This is a genomic window from Pseudomonas sp. 1152_12, from assembly GCF_052850675.1.
This window is the reverse complement of record NZ_VXCW01000011.1, coordinates 68901-86849: the sequence shown is the minus strand read 5'-3', so window position 1 is coordinate 86849 and position 17949 is coordinate 68901. Positions and strand designations below refer to the sequence as shown.

Below are 17949 nucleotides of genomic sequence, written 5' to 3'. Positions count from 1 at the left end.
ACGCATTGAATCGGGACCGGATACATGTCACTTCGCCTTATCATCAGCGCCGTCCTGGCCTTGATTGCCAGCACTGCCCAGGCAGACGCGTTACCGGTCAATAGTCCCGCCCTGGCGATTTCCTATACTCGCGATGTGCAGCCGATTTTCACCGAGAAGTGCGTGGCCTGCCACGCCTGCTACGACTCCGCCTGCCAGCTCAACCTGGGCAGCGCCGAGGGCGTGGCCCGTGGCGCGAACAAAACCCCGGTTTATGACGGCGAGCGCAGCCAGGCCACGCCGACTACGCGCCTGTTCTATGACGCGTTCGGTACGCAGGCCTGGCAGCAGAAGGGCTTCTATTCGGTGTTGGACGCCCAAGGCAGCCAGGCCGCCTTGATGGCGCGCATGTTGGAGCTGGGGCACAACGCGCCGCTGCAGCCGAATGCCAAGTTGCCCGACGATATCGTGCTGGGCCTGAACCGCGCGAACCTGTGCGCCATGCCCGGCGAGTTCGATGCCTACGCAGGTAGCCATCCCAAGGAAGGCATGCCGCTGGCGGTCACCGGCCTGACCGACCAGCAGTACCAGACCCTGCAACGCTGGCTCGCCTCTGGTGCGCCGATTGATGAGCAAGGCCTGGTGCCCAGCGCTCAGGAAGCCCTGCAGGTGCAGCAGTGGGAAAACCTGTTCAACCAACCCGGCGCCCGCGAAAGCCTGGTGGCGCGCTGGCTGTACGAGCATTTATTCCTGGCGCACATCCACTTTGAAAACGGCGAACCGGGCCATTTCTTCCAGTGGGTACGTTCACGCACCCCGAGCGGCCAGCCGATCGACCTGATCGCCACCCGTCGTCCCAACGATGACCCAGGCACCCAGGTGTATTACCGCCTGTGGCCGGTGCAGGGGGTGATCGTGCATAAAACCCACATCACGTACCCGTTCAGCGCGGCAAAAATGGCGCGAATCAAACAACTGTTCTACGCCGCAGACTGGCAAGTCAACGCCGTGCCGGGCTACGGCCCCGAGCGGCGGGCCAATCCGTTCGAGACGTTCGAGGCGATTCCGGCCAAGGCGCGTTACCAGTTCATGCTTGATAACGCTGAATACTTTGTGCGTACTTTTATTCGCGGGCCGGTGTGCCGCGGGCAAATCGCCACGGATGTGATCCGTGACAACTTCTGGACCCTGTTCCAGGACCCGGACCATGACCTGTACATCACCGATGCGCGTTATCGCGGCCAGGCCACGCCGTTGCTGGCGATGCCGGGGCAGAACGATGACGTGGGCAGCGTGCTCAGCCTGTGGCGGGCTTATCGCGACAAGCGCAACCAATACGAGGCGTTGCGCCGTGACAGCTACGCGGATATGCCGCCCCCAAGCTGGTCGAGCGTGTGGGCCGGTAATGACAATGCTTTGTTGAGTATTTTCCGCCACTTCGACAGCGCTTCGGTGAACAAGGGCTTGATCGGCGAAGTGCCGCAGACGATGTGGCTGTTCGACTATCCGCTGCTGGAGCGCACTTACTACCAGTTGGCGGTGAATTTCGATGTGTTCGGCAACGTATCGCACCAGGCCCAGACCCGTCTGTACTTCGACCTGATCCGCAACGGTGCCGAACAGAACTTCCTGCGCCTGATGCCGGCTGATACACGCGACGACTTCCTGGACGATTGGTACCAGAACAGCGGCAAACTCAAACTCTGGCTTGACTACGAGGCGATTGATGACAACAAACCGACGGGGTTGCACTTGGATGAAAAGGATCCGAAGCGCGATTTTGCCAACCAGTTGCTAACGCGTTATGGCGATTTGAATGCCAGTCCGGATCCGATCAATCGTTGTACCGGTGCCTATTGTTCACGCGATGGGATTGATCCGGCATTGCAGGATGCAGAACAGGCCCTCAGCCGCTTGACCTCGCGGCCGGCGGCGGGGCTCAAGGTGATTGATCAGTTGCCTGAGGCCACGGTGCTGAGGATCGAAATGGCCAACGGTCAACGGACGGTCTACAGCCTGTTGCGTAACCGCGCGCACAGTAATGTAGCGTTCTTGCTGGGTGAGGCTTATCGCTATCAGCCGGGGTTGGACACGTTGACTGTCTATCCGGGCGTGCTCAGCAGTTACCCGAACTTCATGTTCAATATTCGGGCGCGGGAAGTGCCGGAGTTTGTGGCGGCGATGGAGAGTGCCAAGGATGCCAAGCGATTTGAGAAGATTGTTGACCGTTGGGGTATACGCCGCAGCCATCCGCAGTTCTGGCAGTACTTTCACGACCTGTCGCAGTACATTCGCGAAACCACGCCGGTGGAAGAGGGCGTGCTGGACATGAACCGTTATGAAAACCTCTAAGGTTGTTGCCAGAGGGCGTTAGCCGATATGAACGCCCCTCAGGGTGAGCGGCGACGCCCGCCGATGATACTTAGGGTTTTATGTGTTTCCAGTACCCTTTCCCGTAGTCCATAAGCAGCTCTGTCCCAGCGGGAATATCCCGCCATGCCACCATAAACACCATGTATTTGCCGACGCAGAGAGACCCCACGTTCTCGACACCTACGTTGGGTATGCCGGGCACCTTCACTGCGTTGATCAGGCTAAGCATATTGCTATTGCCATGGCCGCTGATCGATGCACCTTTTGTGTTGGTCTGGAAAAGGAAGGTAGCGACAGCCTTCTCACTGTCTTCCAGTACAGCGGCCTTTGTCAGTATCTCGGTATTCACTGAGCCTTCATTAAGGTGCACCTTGCCTGTGTACGGTCCAAGGATGTCGAAACGTTTAATGTCGGTTTTGGCAAATACCGACTTGCCTCGACTCGGGCCATCAGTGGGTTCCTTGACCTCCAGCAGTCGATTGAGCTTCCTATGATGATTACCTTCATCAGAAATCCATTGGCGGATGCCTTTGGTTGCCGCCTCCTTGATTTCGATATATTGGGGGCCGGTGAACTCATCAAAAAAGTGATTGCTTCCGGTGATCTCGATCTTGTTGATCGGGCCTTCAAGCTCCAGGGTCAAACTGCGCCTCAGATCATTCGGATCTTGCAGAATCGGCGCGTTGTTGTTGATTCTATGCCCATAAGAGCCTGTGATTGTCCCGGATGGGTGCCTGCTGGGGGCGGTTTCGTTGTCCAGGCGCGGACGTTTTGAACCCTGCGCCTCAGGAGGGGGCGAAAGCCGTTTCCTGGCAACCGGGACATCCAAAGGGCCTCTTTGCCCAAAAATCCACATATCTTTTCCGGCTCTGGTCATGCTGCCATTGTTGTTGACATAGGCGCTCCAAATCACGGGGTTGAGGTTGTTGTCATCGACGAACCTGGCCATTGCAGAACTTGAATTATTGGCGTTATACAGCGTGTGCCAGTTTTCCAGGTGCAGGTGGGTCACAGGGGTGAATTGCCCGCCGCCGGCGTATTTTTCGAGTACTTTCCCAGCCGCTCGATAGGTGCCATCGGGGCGCACATGTTCGGCAAAGGCTTTTGGGTCCAGGTTGTGATCGGCGGCGAATCCTTCAAGGGTCAGTTCGTTGCGGGCTTTTTGTGACATCGTGCGCCAACTCTCCAAATGGTCGAAGTTAATCGCTGCGCGGGCTGTTCCCGCACGGTCGAGCATCTGTTGGCCCCTGGGCGTCAGGTGGGAGTTGGTATGCACAAATTGCCGGAATGCGGCGGGGTCCAGATTGTATTTTTTCACGAAGTCAGCAATGGTCTTATTTAAGGCATCTTCACTGGCTTCTGACCATTTCAGTAGGATGGATGGCGTGACGACGTTGGGAGTGCCCGGGGCGCCCGCCAAGAGGGTGATCTCTCTTGAATACCAATGCCCTGGTTTTACCGACGATAGTGTGATCGACAACTCACGGTTGGTGCGCGGGTCGACGAGACGTATGGAGAAACTGTTTTCTCCGATCTCTGCGGTTTCTTTAATAAAGCCGTAGGAGTTTTCTCGAACCTGGTACACCGAAAGAGTGCCTTTGTCATCAATGTTACAAATGAACTTCTGGTTATACTCCGCGCGGAAAAAGACGCCGCGCGTGTCTGGCTTGAGACCCGTGATCACCTGTGGGTCGACGGCGTACGGACGGATCAGCGGGCTGCTGTTGCTGATGACCGTAATCGGCTCTCGATAGCGCGGCCCGAAGGCTTGATTGGATGCGGTATCGATCAGGCGATAATCAGGGGCGTCGAGGCTGCCAACGTTACGCATCGGGATATTGCGGAAACCGTCGACGGTGAACAGTCGGTCACCGGCCTGAAGGGGCTTCCAGCTGTCGGGGTCGACTGAGTGCATATGCCTTGCGGCGATAGCCCCATCGCGCAGTTGGGCGATACCCCGTTTCGCATGGCGCATCAGTTTGTGGCCCAGCTTGAGCAAGCCGAAGCGAGCCAGCCTGAACAGGCTGGGTAGGGCGGCCAGGGGGTTGAGTTCCTGGAGAGTGGCAATTACCAGTTTTCCAGTCAATTTCGCGAGTTTCGGCATCGCCAGGCGCAGCCCGGTTTTGCCCGTCTGGATGAGCAGGCGGGTAGAGCCGGCCACATACCGCCCCACCGGTAACGCGAACGCCACGATGTCGATGAACAAGCTGGCGACGCCGGATTTGATACGCTGTGGATCGCCGGAGGAGATGTCGTCAATACCGGCCCAGAACGGGGTAAATATCTTGCCCCAGAACGCCAAGTCTTCGAGTACCTCAGCGACGATGTCCACTTCCCGCGTGTCTTTACGGGTTTTTTCCAGGAGGGCTTCCTCGTCGCAGAAAAACAGCTCGCGGGCGATCATGCTCGCCAGTGTTTCACTGCGCGGCGAATACAGTGTGTTGGGCGAGAATGAGATGAGGCGCGCTCCGGCGGCGTCGATGCCAGGCAGTGTCTCGCCGACTTGTTCAACGATCAACTCGGCTTTTTTGCCTGGCCTGGGCGCTTTGTTCTCTCGGTAGGCTTCTCGATCAAACGGCACTTCGGTGGCCAGTCTGTACTTGCACCAGCTCATGGCGTCACGTAGCTCTACCACATTGCCATTCAGCGGCAGGGCCTTGATATCGCGACGCCGACGAATCAGGCCGGCGCAGGGGAACACCTCGATGTAGAGGACATTTAAAGGATTGCGGGGTTTTACAATACGCAGAATGAAACCTGTGCGGTAACGAACAGCATCGGCCTTGCGCTTGGTTTCATACTCGATGGGCACCTTGTCCAGGGCTTCTCTCAATGAGTACACCGTGACCTCGTCCTGATCCACATCCAGGGTCGCGCTGCCCAGATGCGCAAGCAGTGATTTAATCAAGGTCTTGTAGGCGCTTCTCGGTAGCTCAAGGGCATCGCGAAAGGCTTTGTCATACTCCTTATCCGACGTAAAGCGCCAACGACTGGGCAGTTTGAGCGCTAGATCCTGAACCGCGTTGAACAGTTCATATTCATGCTGCTCCAGTGCGGCGACGGCCTGGTTGAGTTCATCGCGAGAGTGGCCCGACGTTCGGTTAGCAATCAGGCCGTTGGCCTGCGCCCATTGCACGGCGGGCCACAGCTTGGCCGTCGCGACCAGTGCCTGCTGTTTGAGGTCATCGCCACTGGCACGAAAATGGTCCCCTGCCAGGTTGAGCAACTGCTCGAAACTCATGTGGCGCGATGAGCCGGGTGCAATCGCTTCGGCCAGCAGAAAGCCGCTTTTGAAGTTGACCCAAGTACTGGGGGCGGCATAGGGCAGGTCGTCGGGAATATCGGCCACCCACACTTCGCTGGCGACATTGGCCTTGAGGACGCACACCGCTAACAGCGCCGCGTCAGCTGTGATCGACAAACTATGACGATAGCGGCTGATTAGGTCTTGGCGGATCGACGAATAAGACGCACCCGGCGCAATGGATAACTTCAATTCGTTATCGATCGGCGAGTCGGGGTTGGGGATGATTGTCAGCCACAGTGCACGCCACAGCAATTTCACTAGCACTGGCTGGGGGCAGATTTCGTCCTTTTGGCTGCCGTACCAGTCCAGCGCCTTGACGATTCGCTCGGCCAGCACCAGGTTGCTCGGATTATTGAGGAGCTGCTCAAGCAAGACTGTCGGCGTGGTGGTGAGCATGGCCTGCTGTGAGGAGGAAAATGTCTCAGGCAGCAGGCAACGGAACAGAGATTGACGGGTTTGTGTTTCGATGTCGTGGATAACAACCTTGATCTTTTCGTCGGCTGGCGCGTCCAGCAAATGCTGCAGATCGCTGACGTTGCCTTCGTGGCCGAGTTTTCTCAGGGTGCAGTGTTCTTGTAAACCATAGAGAACCGCTTTCCACTGTTCGCGGGTTTTGGGCTGTGACGGCGTGATTGAGTAGTACTTGAGTACCAGGTCGAACCGTACCGAGCCATCGCTTTTAAGGCCATTACCCACACGCCGGTTGATATCCAGCAACACCTCGGCGTCGATGTACCAATAGGTGGGCATATGGCGCAGGATCACTGACTGGTCGGCGATCCTGAACGTCTCGGGAGCGTCGGGTATCGGCGAGCGCGCACTGCTGAGCATGGTTGAGAGCAGGTCGTAAAGAAAGTCCCGTCCCAGGATGGAATCATCCGGTGCAGGCTTTTCCCGCAGGAACTGCTGGAAGTCTTCGTCGGCTTCCAGTTTTCCAAGGACCCGAAAGGCTTCCTTGCACTCGCGATTCAGTTCGCAGTTCAGCGGCGGGGAGTAGTAAACCTCCGCGGCGGATGCTGTAAGTGAGCTGTGTGCCGTCACGAAATCAATCAGATGGTCCAGATGCGCTTGCTGTTCAGGCAAGCCTTTGAAATAGAAATCCTGCAACGCGTTATTCATTCAATCCTCACAATCCATAGTGGAAGAGGATTCACTATATTCAGCCGGCCGTTGCCGCAGGGCTATATAAGTACGCTCAGGTCTTCGCGCAAACGGGCAGGTGTGCAAGCACCTTTGATCAGCAGGATCAGGTCTTTTCCGACAAAATTACTAGGACTTTGTACCTGCGTAATAATTTGGCGTAAACTGCCGGCAAGCCTGCGAGGAGTTTCCATGACTGCCATAACCATTACCGACGCCGCCCATGATTACCTGGCTGACCTGCTGTCGAAGCAGAACACCCCAGGTATCGGCATCCGCGTCTTCATCACCCAGCCCGGCACCCAATACGCCGAGACTTGCATCGCCTACTGCAAGCCTGGGGAAGAAAAACCTGAAGACACCGCCCTGGGGCTCAAAAGCTTCACCGCGTACATCGACAACTTCAGCGAAGCTTTCCTCGACGACGCCGTGGTCGACTACGCCACCGACCGCATGGGCGGCCAGTTGACCATCAAGGCGCCCAACGCCAAGGTGCCAAACGTCAACGCCGACAGCCCGGTCAACGAGCGCATCAATTACTACCTGCAAACCGAAATCAACCCAGGGCTGGCCAGCCACGGCGGGCAGGTCAGCTTGATCGACGTAGTGGAAGACGGTATCGCCGTACTCAAATTCGGCGGTGGCTGCCAAGGCTGCGGCCAGGCGGACGTGACCCTGCGTGAAGGCATCGAGCGCACCCTGCTCGAGCGCATTCCTGAGCTCAAGGGCGTACGTGACGTGACCGACCACACGCAGAAAGAAAACGCCTACTACTGAGTAAGGTGTTCACTGCAAACAAAAAACGGCGCCCGTGAGCGCCGTTTTTTATGCAATTAATTCAATGAGTTGTGCAGTATTTCTACTGAAATGGATCAAGTGCGGGAGCGCTTTTTTTCAGGGCCGATAGAGGTGCGCGTGGCCGGCGCGATACAGCGATGATTCGCTGAAGCTATCGTTCGTCAACACCCGGCCCACCACAATCAGCGCTGTGCGCCGGAAGCCCTTGGCGGCCACTTTCTCGGCAATGTCCGCCAGCGTACCGACCACCCAATCCTGATCCGGCCACGTCGCGCGGTGCACCACAGCAATCGGGCAATCCGCGCCATAGTGCGGCAACAGCTCGGCGACGATCTTCTCCAAATGGTTGACTCCCAGATGAATCGCCATGGTCGTGCCATGGCGGGCCAAGCTGTCGAAATCCTCACCTGCAGGCATGCTGGTTTTATCGGCATAACGGGTCAGGATCACGCTTTGAGCGACATCCGGCAGGGTCAGCTCCGTCTCCAGCAATGCCGCGCAGGCCGCCACCGCTGTGACGCCTGGAATGATCTGGAACGGGATATTTAACTCACGCAAATGGCGGATTTGCTCACCAATTGCCCCATACAGGCTTGGGTCGCCGGAGTGTACGCGCGCCACATCCTGGCCCTTGGCAGCGGCGGTCTTGATCAAGTCGATGATCTGCTCCAAGTGCAACTCGGCGCTGTTAACCACCTGTTCCGCCTGATGGCCCTCCAATACTGCTGCCGGCACCAGCGAGCCCGCATAGATGATCACCGGGCAGTTGCGGATCAGCCGCTGGCCTTTGACGGTGATCAATTCCGGATCGCCGGGGCCTGCGCCGATGAAGTAGACGGTCATGGGGAATTCCTGTTGAAAATCGGGCGAGCATGAAGATTGCTCATGATCGAGAAGGGCGATTATCGGGTTTTTAATCGGTGCAGGCTAATGCAACGGTGGCCTGGGCGACTTTTTTACGCGTGATCAGCAAGCGAGCCGGGCCGTGGGAGAGCTGTTCAGCCAAGGCCAGGGCGGCGCTTTCGGCAATGCCGTAACAGCCGGTATGGGCAAAAGCGACTGCTGATTTGTGGCTTAGGCGGTGTTCAAAAACCGCCAAATGTGCGGCGCTGAAACAGTGCAATGGCAGGTTCAGCACCTTTGCTAGCGCGAGCAGCCCAGGTTCATTCTGCTTGCGGTCGAGACTGGCCAGCGCGGTGACGCGATGGCGTTCGATGCCGCCCTCGGCGAGGGCGGTGTCAAGCAGGCCCAGCAGTGTGTGGACATCACAACCGCGCTGGCAGCCCAGGCCGACCACCAACGTCATGCCGCGTATTGACCGTCGCGGTTGCGGCGGAACAGCCAGGCGCTGATCAAACCCAAGGCCAGCCAGAAGGCGACGTTGGTCAGTTGCGATGCGATTTTGAATTGGGCTTCCAACGCTTGTGGCGCCAGCATCGAATGCACTTCAGGCTGCGGGGCACCGATCACATGCGGCACGGCCAGGATCGCCACCCCCAACACCTTGAGTAGCCAACTGCGACCAAACACCAGCAGCGCGATACCGGTAGCGGTGGACGCAGCCGTGCCAATCCACCAGACCTGACGTTGGGCCAGGTCAGCGGCGGCGGTGCCTGGCAGCTCCGGTGGCAGGCCCAGGGTCGGCGCCAGCACAAACGTCGCGTAACCGGCCAAGCCCCACAGCAAGCCTTGAGCCGTGCGGGTCGGTGCCCGCAAGGTATAGAGACCGGCCAGCATCAGGGCAAAACCAACCGCCACCACCAGATTACCGCCGGTAGTCGACAACACACGTTGCCAGCCATTTTCCGGTTCCCAGGCTTCCGCGTCGTGGGTGTGAGCGGCGGCGCCTTGTGCATGTTCATGGGGTATTACTTCGGCAGCGGCCGGGGCGTTTTCAAAGGTTTCCGCCTGCAGAATCAGCGGGGCGACCCAGAAGCTTTGCAGCAGAGTCAGCAACAGGGCGGCCAGCAAGCCGGTGAAGCCTGCGGTTTGGGCGATACGCTTGATCATGTCGGCAGGTCTCAGTGGCACGGGAACGCGGCGCTGTGGCGGGTATCGTGGGCGGCGTTGTGCACCGCTTCGATATGCGAGAAACCGGCGAAATACACCAGGCACGCGCCGAGGATCGACGCACCGATTGCGGCGGTCAGGCGTTGGCTCAGGGTGGTGGTGCTGCTGGCGGTGTGCGAGGTGCTGCTGATGATCGACATGGCGCGTCCCTTCTGGGTGTCAGGGTGAAACGAGCGCATGAAAACCCCGCGAGCCGGGCACGCGGGGTTCTGAACAGCGCCCGCCCACCGCGGGTTTGTTATCTGATTTTTCGGGCCGGTCTCCGGGCTTGCGAGGGACACTGGGTCTAAAAAGCATCGCCTTCCCATGCCTTGCAGGCACAGTGGCTGTGACGCTTCGCTCGCTTACCGTTGCGGGGGCAGCACCGGACTGGTCATGCAGGCATGATTTACCGGTTTCCCGTTTCACCCTGTGAAGGGCACCCGAAACAAGATGTGTAGGAGAGCATGGGGGTGGGAGGGGAGTCAATTGGGAGTTTTTTTGGGGTACATATCCGTTGCTGCGGTAACGGCTTCGTAGGGTTCCGCTCTTACAGCGGGTCACTGTTGGAAAAGAGCCCGGAATGCCGGCCCAGCCAAAAGTAACCAAAAGGGCTCTTGCCCCACCACTCGGCACCTCGCTCACGCTTCGGTGTGCCCTCACGCCGGCTTGAATCCGTGGTTTAACGGGGCGCCTCAGATCAAGGTCAAGAGCAAGAGCACGGCGGCCTAGTAGCCGAGCTGAGTGGTTGAAGCAAAAGCAGGGCAAAAGCACAGCAGCACACTCTCTGTCTGATGTACCGAGATCCAACTGTGGGAGCGGGCTTGTCGGATCGCCGCACCGTTGCGATGCAGGCACCTCGGTGTATCAGGCACAACCCATTGATGCCATCGCAGGCAAGCCACACACATTTGATTGAGTTCAGCCTCCAAGATCAGGTCGGCTTTCAGGCCGCCTCGGCTTTGCTTTTGATCTAACCACTCAGGTCGGCTACTAGGCCGCCGTGCTCTTGCTCTTGATCTTGATCTTGATCTTAGGCGCCCCGTTAAACCACGCTGGCCGAACGCAGGCTGTGGAGCGTGGGTAACCCGGCAGGACGCCGGGTTAGCCGCGCTGGGCCAAGGATGGCCCATCGCGGCGGCCCACGGTCCACAGCCTGCGTGAGGGCACACCGAGCCTAGGCGAGGTGCCGAGTGGTGGGGCAAGAGCCCTTTGCTTACTTTGGGGCTTTTCCAAAGTGAGCCGCTGTAAGAGCGGAACCATTAGTGGCCGTTACGGCAAGAACGGATATGTACACCAACCAACCAACCCCATCATTGACCATCCCCCACGCACTGCGTAGCCTTGCACCTTCGAGGTTCTTCGGCCCACGCCGAAGCTAAGAAGGGAACGCGGTCCAAGCCGCGGCTGCCCCCGCAACTGTAAAGGGTTTAGCTGACTGCCACGCCACTGCCAATACGGCGGGAAGGCGCAGCCAGCGCCGGTCGCAAGACCCGCACGCCCCAAGCCAGGAGACCTGCCTCGCAACCGATTTTCTACTTCAACCGGGCGGGGTGATCCGGTGACGAAATCCGCTGCTGCGCGCCGTCGCAGGGCCTATCGTCCCGTATGCCCGCCCCAAAGGGCATCCGATGAAAACACTGGCCAAACTCCCCGTCACCATCGTTACCGGCTTTCTTGGCTCGGGCAAAACCACCTTGTTGCGCCACATGCTCGACAACGCCCAGGGCCGTCGCATCGCCGTGATCGTCAACGAGTTCGGTGAGTTGGGCATCGACGGTGAAATTCTCAAGCAGTGTTCCATCGGTTGCACCGAAGAAGAAGCCAACGGCCGCGTGTACGAACTGGCCAACGGCTGCCTGTGCTGCACCGTGCAGGAAGAGTTCTTCCCGGTGATGCGCGAACTGGTTGCCCGTCGCGGCGACCTCGACCATATCCTCATCGAAACCTCCGGCCTGGCCCTGCCAAAACCGCTGGTACAAGCCTTCCAGTGGCCGGAAATCCGCAGCGCCTGCACCGTTGACGCAGTGATCACCGTGGTCGACAGCCCAGCCGTGGCCGCCGGCACCTTTGCCGCGTTCCCGGACCAGGTCGACGCCATGCGCAAACTCGACCCGAACCTGGATCACGAGTCGCCACTGCACGAGCTGTTCGCCGACCAACTGGCCAGTGCTGACCTGGTGATCCTCAACAAAGCCGATCTGATCAGCCCTGAAGACCTGGCCCGCGTGCGGCTGGAAGTCGCCGAAGAGCTGCCGCCAGCGGTGAAAGTCATCGAAGCCAGCAGCGGTCGCCTGCCGCTGGACGTGCTGATCGGCCTGGGCGCTGGCTCCGAAGAACACATCGACGGCCGCCACAGCCACCACGACCATCACCACGACGATGAAGGCGAGCATGACCACGATCACGACGCCTTCGACTCCATCTCCATCGACCTGCCGCAAGCCGACGAAGCGTTGCTGCTCGACGCCTTGACTCAGTTAGTGGTGCAGCACGGCATCCTGCGCGTCAAAGGTTTCGCCGCGATCCCGAACAAGCCGATGCGCCTGCTGATCCAGGGCGTGGGCACGCGTTTCGACAAGCACTTCGACCGTGCCTGGGGCGCCGACGAAGCACGCAGTACGCGCCTGGTGCTGATCGGTCAGGAACTGGACGCGGCGGGCCTCGAAGCGCAACTGCGCGCGGCGCTCAGCGTTTAACCCATGCACCTGCTCAGGACCCAGCCCGGCGGTTTCGTCTCCGACGACAATATTGCCGACTTAGGCCAAACCCCCGCTGAACTGGTGATCCTGTGCAGCGGTGATTCCAGCCTGGCGTTGTTAGCCGAAGCGGCTCAACAGCTGCCCGACGACTACCCAAGCGTTCGCCTGGCCAACCCGATGCAGGTGCAAAACCACGCCTCGGTCGACCTGTACGTCGATGAGGTGCTGCGCCATGCCAAGGTCATCCTGATTTCGCTGCACGGCGGCATCGGTTACTGGCGCTACGGCATCGAGCGCCTGGTGGAATTGGCCGAGCGCGGCGTGCAACTGATCCTGGTGCCGGGCGATGACCGCCCGGACCCGGAACTCAGCAGCCTCAGCACCGTAGGCATAGACGATCGTGATCGCCTCTGGCACTTCCTGCGCCAGGGCGGGCTGGGCAATGCTTTGGATTTTTATCGCTGTTTGGCAAGCCGCTACCTGGGCCGCGACTACGCCTGGGCCGAGCCGCAAACCCTGCCGCGCACCGCGATTTATCACCCGCACATAGCCAACGCACGCCTGAATGATTGGCAGGCGGACTGGCATGCCGATTGGCCGGTGGCAGCGGTGCTGTTCTACCGCTCGCATTGGCAGGCGGCCAATACTGGTTTTATCGATGTGTTCTGCCAGCGCTTACAGGCGGCGGGCCTTAACCCGTTGCCGATGGCGGTGGCCAGTTTGAAAGAGCCCGGCTGCCTGGCGGTGGTCGAGGACTTGCTGGATGAAGTGCAGGCGGCGGTGATTCTGAACACCACCGGCTTCGCCCAATCCAGCCCTGAAGCGCCGCACCTGCGCCCGTTTCGCCGCAACATCCCGGTGATCCAGGCGATTTGCGCCCAGGACAACCAACCCGGCTGGGACGCCAGCGAACAAGGCCTCGGCCCGCGCGACTTGGCGATGCACATCGCCTTGCCGGAGCTGGACGGGCGCATCATCAGCCGGCCGATCAGCTTCAAGGACCTGGCCTGGCGCAGTGAGCGCAGCCAGTCCGATGTGGTGTGCTACCGCGCCGCACCCGAGCGCATGGATTTCGTCGCCGAGCTGGCACGCCGCTGGGTCGAACTGGCGCGGGTGCCGAATGCCGACAAACGCATCGCGCTGATCCTCGCCAATTACCCGACCCGTGACGGCCGCATCGGCAACGGCGTAGGCCTGGACACCCCGGCGGCGGCGCTGAATATCCTGCGCGCGCTGCAAGCCGAAGGCTATCCGCTGCCCAGTGAGTTGCCCCACAGCGGCACCGCCTTGATCCACGAATTGCTCGGTGGCGTGACCAACGACCTCGACAGCCTCGACCTGCGCCCGTGCCATCAAAGCCTGGGCCTGGATGATTACGAGGCGATGTTCAAGCGCTTGCCCGAAGCCAATCGCCAAGCCGTGCTGGAGCGTTGGGGCACACCACACAACGACCCGATGTGCCGCGATGGCCGCATGATGATCGCCGGCCTACGTTTTGGCCTGACCTTCGTCGGCATCCAGCCAGCGCGTGGTTATCAAGTCGACCACAGCGCGGTGTACCACGACCCTGACCTGGTGCCGCCGCACGGCTATCTGGCGTTTTATTTCTGGCTGCGTCACACCTATGGCGCCCACGGCGTGATCCACGTGGGCAAGCACGGCAACCTCGAATGGCTGCCGGGCAAAGGCGTAGGGCTGTCGCAGAACTGCTGGCCCGATGCGTTGCTGGGGCCGCTGCCGAACATCTACCCGTTTATCGTCAACGACCCGGGTGAGGGCGCCCAGGCCAAGCGGCGCACCCAGGCGGTGATCATCGATCACCTCATGCCGCCGCTGACCCGCGCCGAAACCTACGGCCCGCTGCGTAATCTTGAGCTGTTGGCGGACGAGTATTACGAGGCGCAATTGCTCGACCCGCGCCGCGCCCTTGAACTGCAAAAAGACATCCTCAAGCTGGTGCGCGAAACGCGCATCGACCAGGAGCTTGAGCTGGAGAACGACGCCGACGCGGCCGTTTGGTTGCCGCGTCTGGACACCTATCTGTGCGACTTGAAGGAGTCGCAGATCCGCGACGGTCTGCATATCTTTGGCGAGTCGCCCCAAGGCCGCTTGCGCATCGACACGTTGTTGGCCTTGCTGCGCATCCCGCGCGGCGATGGTCGTGGCCCGCAATCGAGTTTGTTGCGCGTATTGGCCAAGGCTTTCGAGCTGGGCTTTGATCCACTTGATTGCGCGTTGGCCGAGCCCTGGACCGGGCGCCGCCCCGAGGTGTTGCAGAAAATCGATCAACAGCGCTGGCGCACCGCCGGTGATACCCGCGAGCGCCTGGAGTTGTATGCCGCGCGCTTGATCGAGCAGGCGCTGGAAGGGCCGCTTGAACAACTTGAAGAGCCCGGCTGGGAAGACGTGAAATCGGTCATTGAGAACCTTCGCATCGTTGTCGCGCCACGCCTGGACGCGTGCGGGCCGGCGGAAATGCGCGGTTTGCTGGATGCCTTGAGCGGCCTTTTCGTACCGGCCGGCCCCAGCGGCGCGCCGAGTCGCGGGCGCCTGGATGTGCTGCCCACCGGGCGCAATTTCTTCAGCGTGGACGTGCGCAACCTGCCCACCACCACGGCCTGGCGCATTGGCTTCCAATCCGCGAGCCTGATCCTTGAACGGCACTTGCAAGACCATGGCGATCACTTGCGCCAGCTCGGCCTGTCGGTATGGGGCACGGCCACCATGCGTACCGGCGGCGACGACATCGCCCAGGCCATGGCGTTGATGGGCGTGCGCCCGGTCTGGGCCACGGGCAGCCAACGGGTGGATGACTTTGAAATCCTGCCGATCAGTTTGCTCGACCGCCCGCGCGTCGACGTGACGCTGCGTGTGTCCGGGTTCTTCCGCGACGCCTTCGCCAACCTGATCCGCCTGTTCGATGCGGCGGTGCAGGCGGTGGCGGCCCTGGATGAACCGGATGACATGAACCCGCTGGCGGCCAAGGTGCGCAGTGAGCGCGAGGCCTTACGCCTGTCTGGCCTGGATGAAGAAGCCGCGGCCAAACAAGCCGGCTGGCGCATCTTTGGCGCCAAGCCCGGTGCTTATGGCGCAGGCGTGCAGGGCGCGATTGACGGTCGTCTCTGGCAGAGCCGCGAGGACTTGGCCGAGGTCTACTTGAACTGGGGTGGCTACGCCTACGGTGGTTCCGATGAAGGCACCGCCGCCCGCGAACAGTTCGCCCAGCGCCTGAGCCAGGTGCAGGCGGTCCTGCAAAACCAGGACAACCGCGAGCACGACCTGCTCGACTCCAATGACTATTACCAGTTCCAAGGCGGCATGCTCGCCGCTGTGGAAACGCTGAGCGGCGACAAGGCCGCCAGCTATCATGGCGACCACAGTCAGCCGGACCTGCCGAAGATCCGCACCCTAAAGGAAGAGCTGAACCGGGTTATCCGTTCCCGCGCCGCCAACCCCAAGTGGATCGACGGCGTGAAGCGTCATGGCTATAAAGGTGCGTTCGAAATGGCCGCGACCGTGGACAACCTGTTCGCGTTCGACGCCACCACCGCACTGATTGATGATCACCAATACGCCTTGCTTGCCGACGCTTACCTGCTCGACCCTGACACCCGCGCCTTTGTGCAGCAGCACAACCCTGATGCCCTGCGCGACATGACCGAGCGCATGCTCGAGGCCCAGCAGCGTGGCCTGTGGCAAGAACCGGGGGCCTATCGCGAGGCGTTGGAAAACCTGTTGCTGGACATAGAAGAAGACGGCTAGCGCGCCGCTCGCTACAACAAGCGGCAGCCACAACAAGCAGGCTAGCCACAACAAGGCCGCCCACAGGAAATTACCTGTGCCGCAGAATTTAACGAGAACGTGCATGAGCGACATTCCACATTTCCCACTGTCCGCAGTGGTCGGCGCCGACAACCTGAAACTGGCGCTGTGCCTCACCGCCATCGACCCGAAAATCGGCGGTGTGCTGATCGAAGGCCCGCGCGGCATGGCCAAGTCCACCCTGGCACGTGGCCTGGCGGACCTGCTCGCCAGTGGTCAGTTCGTCACTTTACCGTTGGGCGCCACCGAAGAGCGCCTGGTCGGCACCCTGGACCTGGACGCCGCACTGGGCGAAGGTCGTGCGCAGTTTTCCCCCGGCGTACTGGCCAAGGCCGATGGCGGCGTGCTGTACGTCGATGAAGTCAACTTGCTGCCCGACCACTTGGTGGACCTGCTGCTGGACGTGGCCGCCAGCGGTATCAACCTGATCGAGCGGGACGGCATTTCCCATCGCCATTCGGCACGTTTTGTATTGATCGGCACCATGAACCCCGAGGAGGGTGAGTTGCGCCCGCAGTTGCTCGACCGCTTCGGTTTCAACGTGGCATTAAGCGGGCAAACGCTGCCCACCGAGCGCGGGCAAATCATCCGCCGGCGCCTGGATTTCGACAGCGCCCCCGCCGCGTTCTGCGCCGCGTGGGCCGAGCAGCAAGCCGCCTTGCGCGAACGCTGCACCCAGGCGCGGGCGCGGCTCGACAGCATTGAGCTGGATGACCAGGCCTTGGCGCAAATCACCGAGCGTTGTTTTGCCGCCGGTGTTGATGGTTTGCGTGCGGACTTGGTGTGGTTGCGCGGCGCACGTGCCCATGCAGCCTGGCGCGGTGCTGCAGCCATCACCGAGGAAGACATCGAAGCCGTGGCCGAATTTGCCTTGCGCCATCGCCGCCAAGCGCAAACCCCACCACCTGGCTCACCCAATCAGGGCCAGGCGCCTCAGCCTTCAGACACCTCCCCCGGCCAGGGCCAGTGGGGCGACATGCCCGCGCCAGCCTTGCCTACGGGCGCACGCCGGGAAGTACCCGCCTGGCCAAAAAAGCCCTAGGCATTCGCCCCCGACCTGACGCGGGGGCGGATGCCCGGCCCCAGGCGGGGCGACTGCACAAAGGCAGGCACGGCAAGGCGCGCAGCGCAAAACAAGGCGCGATTAACTGGCCGGGCACCTTGCTTGGCGGCCGGCCGCAGTGCCGTGAAGACATGGTATTCCACTTGCGCAGCCGCGCGGCCCACGAGTTGTGGCTGGTAATCGTCGACGCCTCGGCGTCCACGCGGCGCCATGGCGCGTTGACCGATGCCAAAGGCCTGCTCGCTCAACTGTTTGATGATGCTTACCGGCAACGCGCGCGCATGGCATTGCTCACGGCCAGCGGCCACTCACCCACGTGGCAAGTGCAGGGCCTGAAGGCCGCCAAAAGCTTGGCCGGTTGGCTCGCTCAACTCGGTGCAGGCGGCGGTACACCGTTGCTGGCCGCGTTGTGCGAAGCGGGGCAGTGGCTGCGGGCGCGACGCCAGCGTTATCCGGCCGAGCAGCAGCGTTTGCTGGTGATCACCGATGGGCGACTCAAGGCTATCGACGGCTTGCCCCGGCTCGATTGCCCGGGCGTGCTGGTGGACATCGAGCGCGGGCCGATCAACTTCGGCCGGGCCAAACAGCTGGCGCTGGCGCTGAACCTGGATTATCAGCCTATCGACACCGCGTAGCGGCAATAAAAGTGCACGCTGCCTGATTCCCGCTTGTCCCCGCTTCCCATGTCACCCCCCGCCTGCCAAATCCCTTAATTT

11 protein-coding genes and 2 riboswitches are annotated in these 17949 nt (G+C 60.7%); of the genes, 6 read left to right on the top strand and 5 right to left on the bottom strand.

The annotated features are described in order from the left end of the window. Window positions 1-24 precede the first annotated feature (24 nt). Window positions 25-2331 (top strand): fatty acid cis/trans isomerase, encoded by a 2307-nt coding sequence (locus FW764_RS20735; protein ID WP_446435477.1) that lies wholly within the window; start codon window positions 25-27, stop codon window positions 2329-2331. A gap of 70 nt (window positions 2332-2401) precedes the next feature. Here the strand turns inward: FW764_RS20735 and FW764_RS20730 are convergent, their stop codons facing one another. Then, entirely contained in the window at window positions 2402-6778 is a 4377-nt protein-coding gene (locus FW764_RS20730; RefSeq protein WP_446435476.1) for an SET domain-containing protein-lysine N-methyltransferase, read from the bottom strand. Window positions 6779-6991: 213 nt separating this feature from the next. On the opposite strand from FW764_RS20730, the gene nfuA reads away from it, so the two are divergent. After that, window positions 6992-7576: a Fe-S biogenesis protein NfuA gene (gene nfuA, locus FW764_RS20725; RefSeq protein WP_017136914.1), complete on the top strand. Its 585-nt coding sequence runs from the start codon at window positions 6992-6994 to the stop codon at window positions 7574-7576. Between the two features lie 117 nt (window positions 7577-7693). On the opposite strand, the gene cobM is transcribed toward nfuA, so the two are convergent. The 4 genes from cobM to FW764_RS20705 all read right to left on the bottom strand — a co-directional run bounded on the left by cobM (window position 7694) and on the right by FW764_RS20705 (window position 9807). Continuing rightward, window positions 7694-8440: a precorrin-4 C(11)-methyltransferase gene (cobM, locus tag FW764_RS20720; protein ID WP_446435475.1), complete on the bottom strand. Its 747-nt coding sequence runs from the start codon at window positions 8438-8440 to the stop codon at window positions 7694-7696. A 70-nt stretch (window positions 8441-8510) separates the two neighbouring features. Continuing rightward, the gene (locus tag FW764_RS20715) at window positions 8511-8903 is read right to left on the bottom strand and encodes a cobalamin biosynthesis protein (protein ID WP_446435474.1); all 393 of its coding nucleotides are present in this window, start codon (window positions 8901-8903) and stop codon (window positions 8511-8513) included. Beyond that, window positions 8900-9607, bottom strand: a complete 708-nt coding sequence (locus FW764_RS20710; RefSeq protein WP_446435473.1) for a CbtA family protein — start codon at window positions 9605-9607, stop codon at window positions 8900-8902. The genes FW764_RS20715 and FW764_RS20710 overlap by 4 nt, the downstream gene beginning before the upstream one ends. Window positions 9608-9618: 11 nt before the next feature. Beyond that, window positions 9619-9807, bottom strand: coding sequence for a CbtB domain-containing protein (locus FW764_RS20705; RefSeq protein WP_242155723.1), 189 nt, complete (start codon window positions 9805-9807; stop codon window positions 9619-9621). A gap of 96 nt (window positions 9808-9903) precedes the next feature. Next, window positions 9904-10108, bottom strand: a riboswitch (cobalamin riboswitch). A gap of 876 nt (window positions 10109-10984) precedes the next feature. Then, a riboswitch (cobalamin riboswitch) is annotated at window positions 10985-11184 on the top strand. A 93-nt stretch (window positions 11185-11277) separates the two neighbouring features. Here FW764_RS20705 and cobW point away from each other — a divergent pair. The 4 genes from cobW (at window position 11278) to FW764_RS20685 (ending at window position 17868) form a co-directional block, all read left to right on the top strand. Continuing rightward, window positions 11278-12345: a cobalamin biosynthesis protein CobW gene (gene cobW / locus FW764_RS20700; RefSeq protein WP_446435472.1), complete on the top strand. Its 1068-nt coding sequence runs from the start codon at window positions 11278-11280 to the stop codon at window positions 12343-12345. A 3-nt stretch (window positions 12346-12348) separates the two neighbouring features. After that, on the top strand, window positions 12349-16110 hold the full coding sequence (cobN, locus tag FW764_RS20695; protein ID WP_446435471.1) for a cobaltochelatase subunit CobN: 3762 nt from the start codon (window positions 12349-12351) through the stop codon (window positions 16108-16110). A gap of 103 nt (window positions 16111-16213) precedes the next feature. Then, window positions 16214-17212 carry an ATP-binding protein gene (locus FW764_RS20690; RefSeq protein ID WP_446435470.1) on the top strand — a complete coding sequence of 333 codons (999 nt, stop codon included), beginning with the start codon at window positions 16214-16216 and terminating at the stop codon, window positions 17210-17212. A gap of 53 nt (window positions 17213-17265) precedes the next feature. Further along, complete coding sequence (locus FW764_RS20685; RefSeq protein WP_446435581.1) at window positions 17266-17868, top strand: vWA domain-containing protein; 603 nt, start codon at window positions 17266-17268, stop codon at window positions 17866-17868. The last annotated feature ends 81 nt before the right edge of the window (window positions 17869-17949 follow it).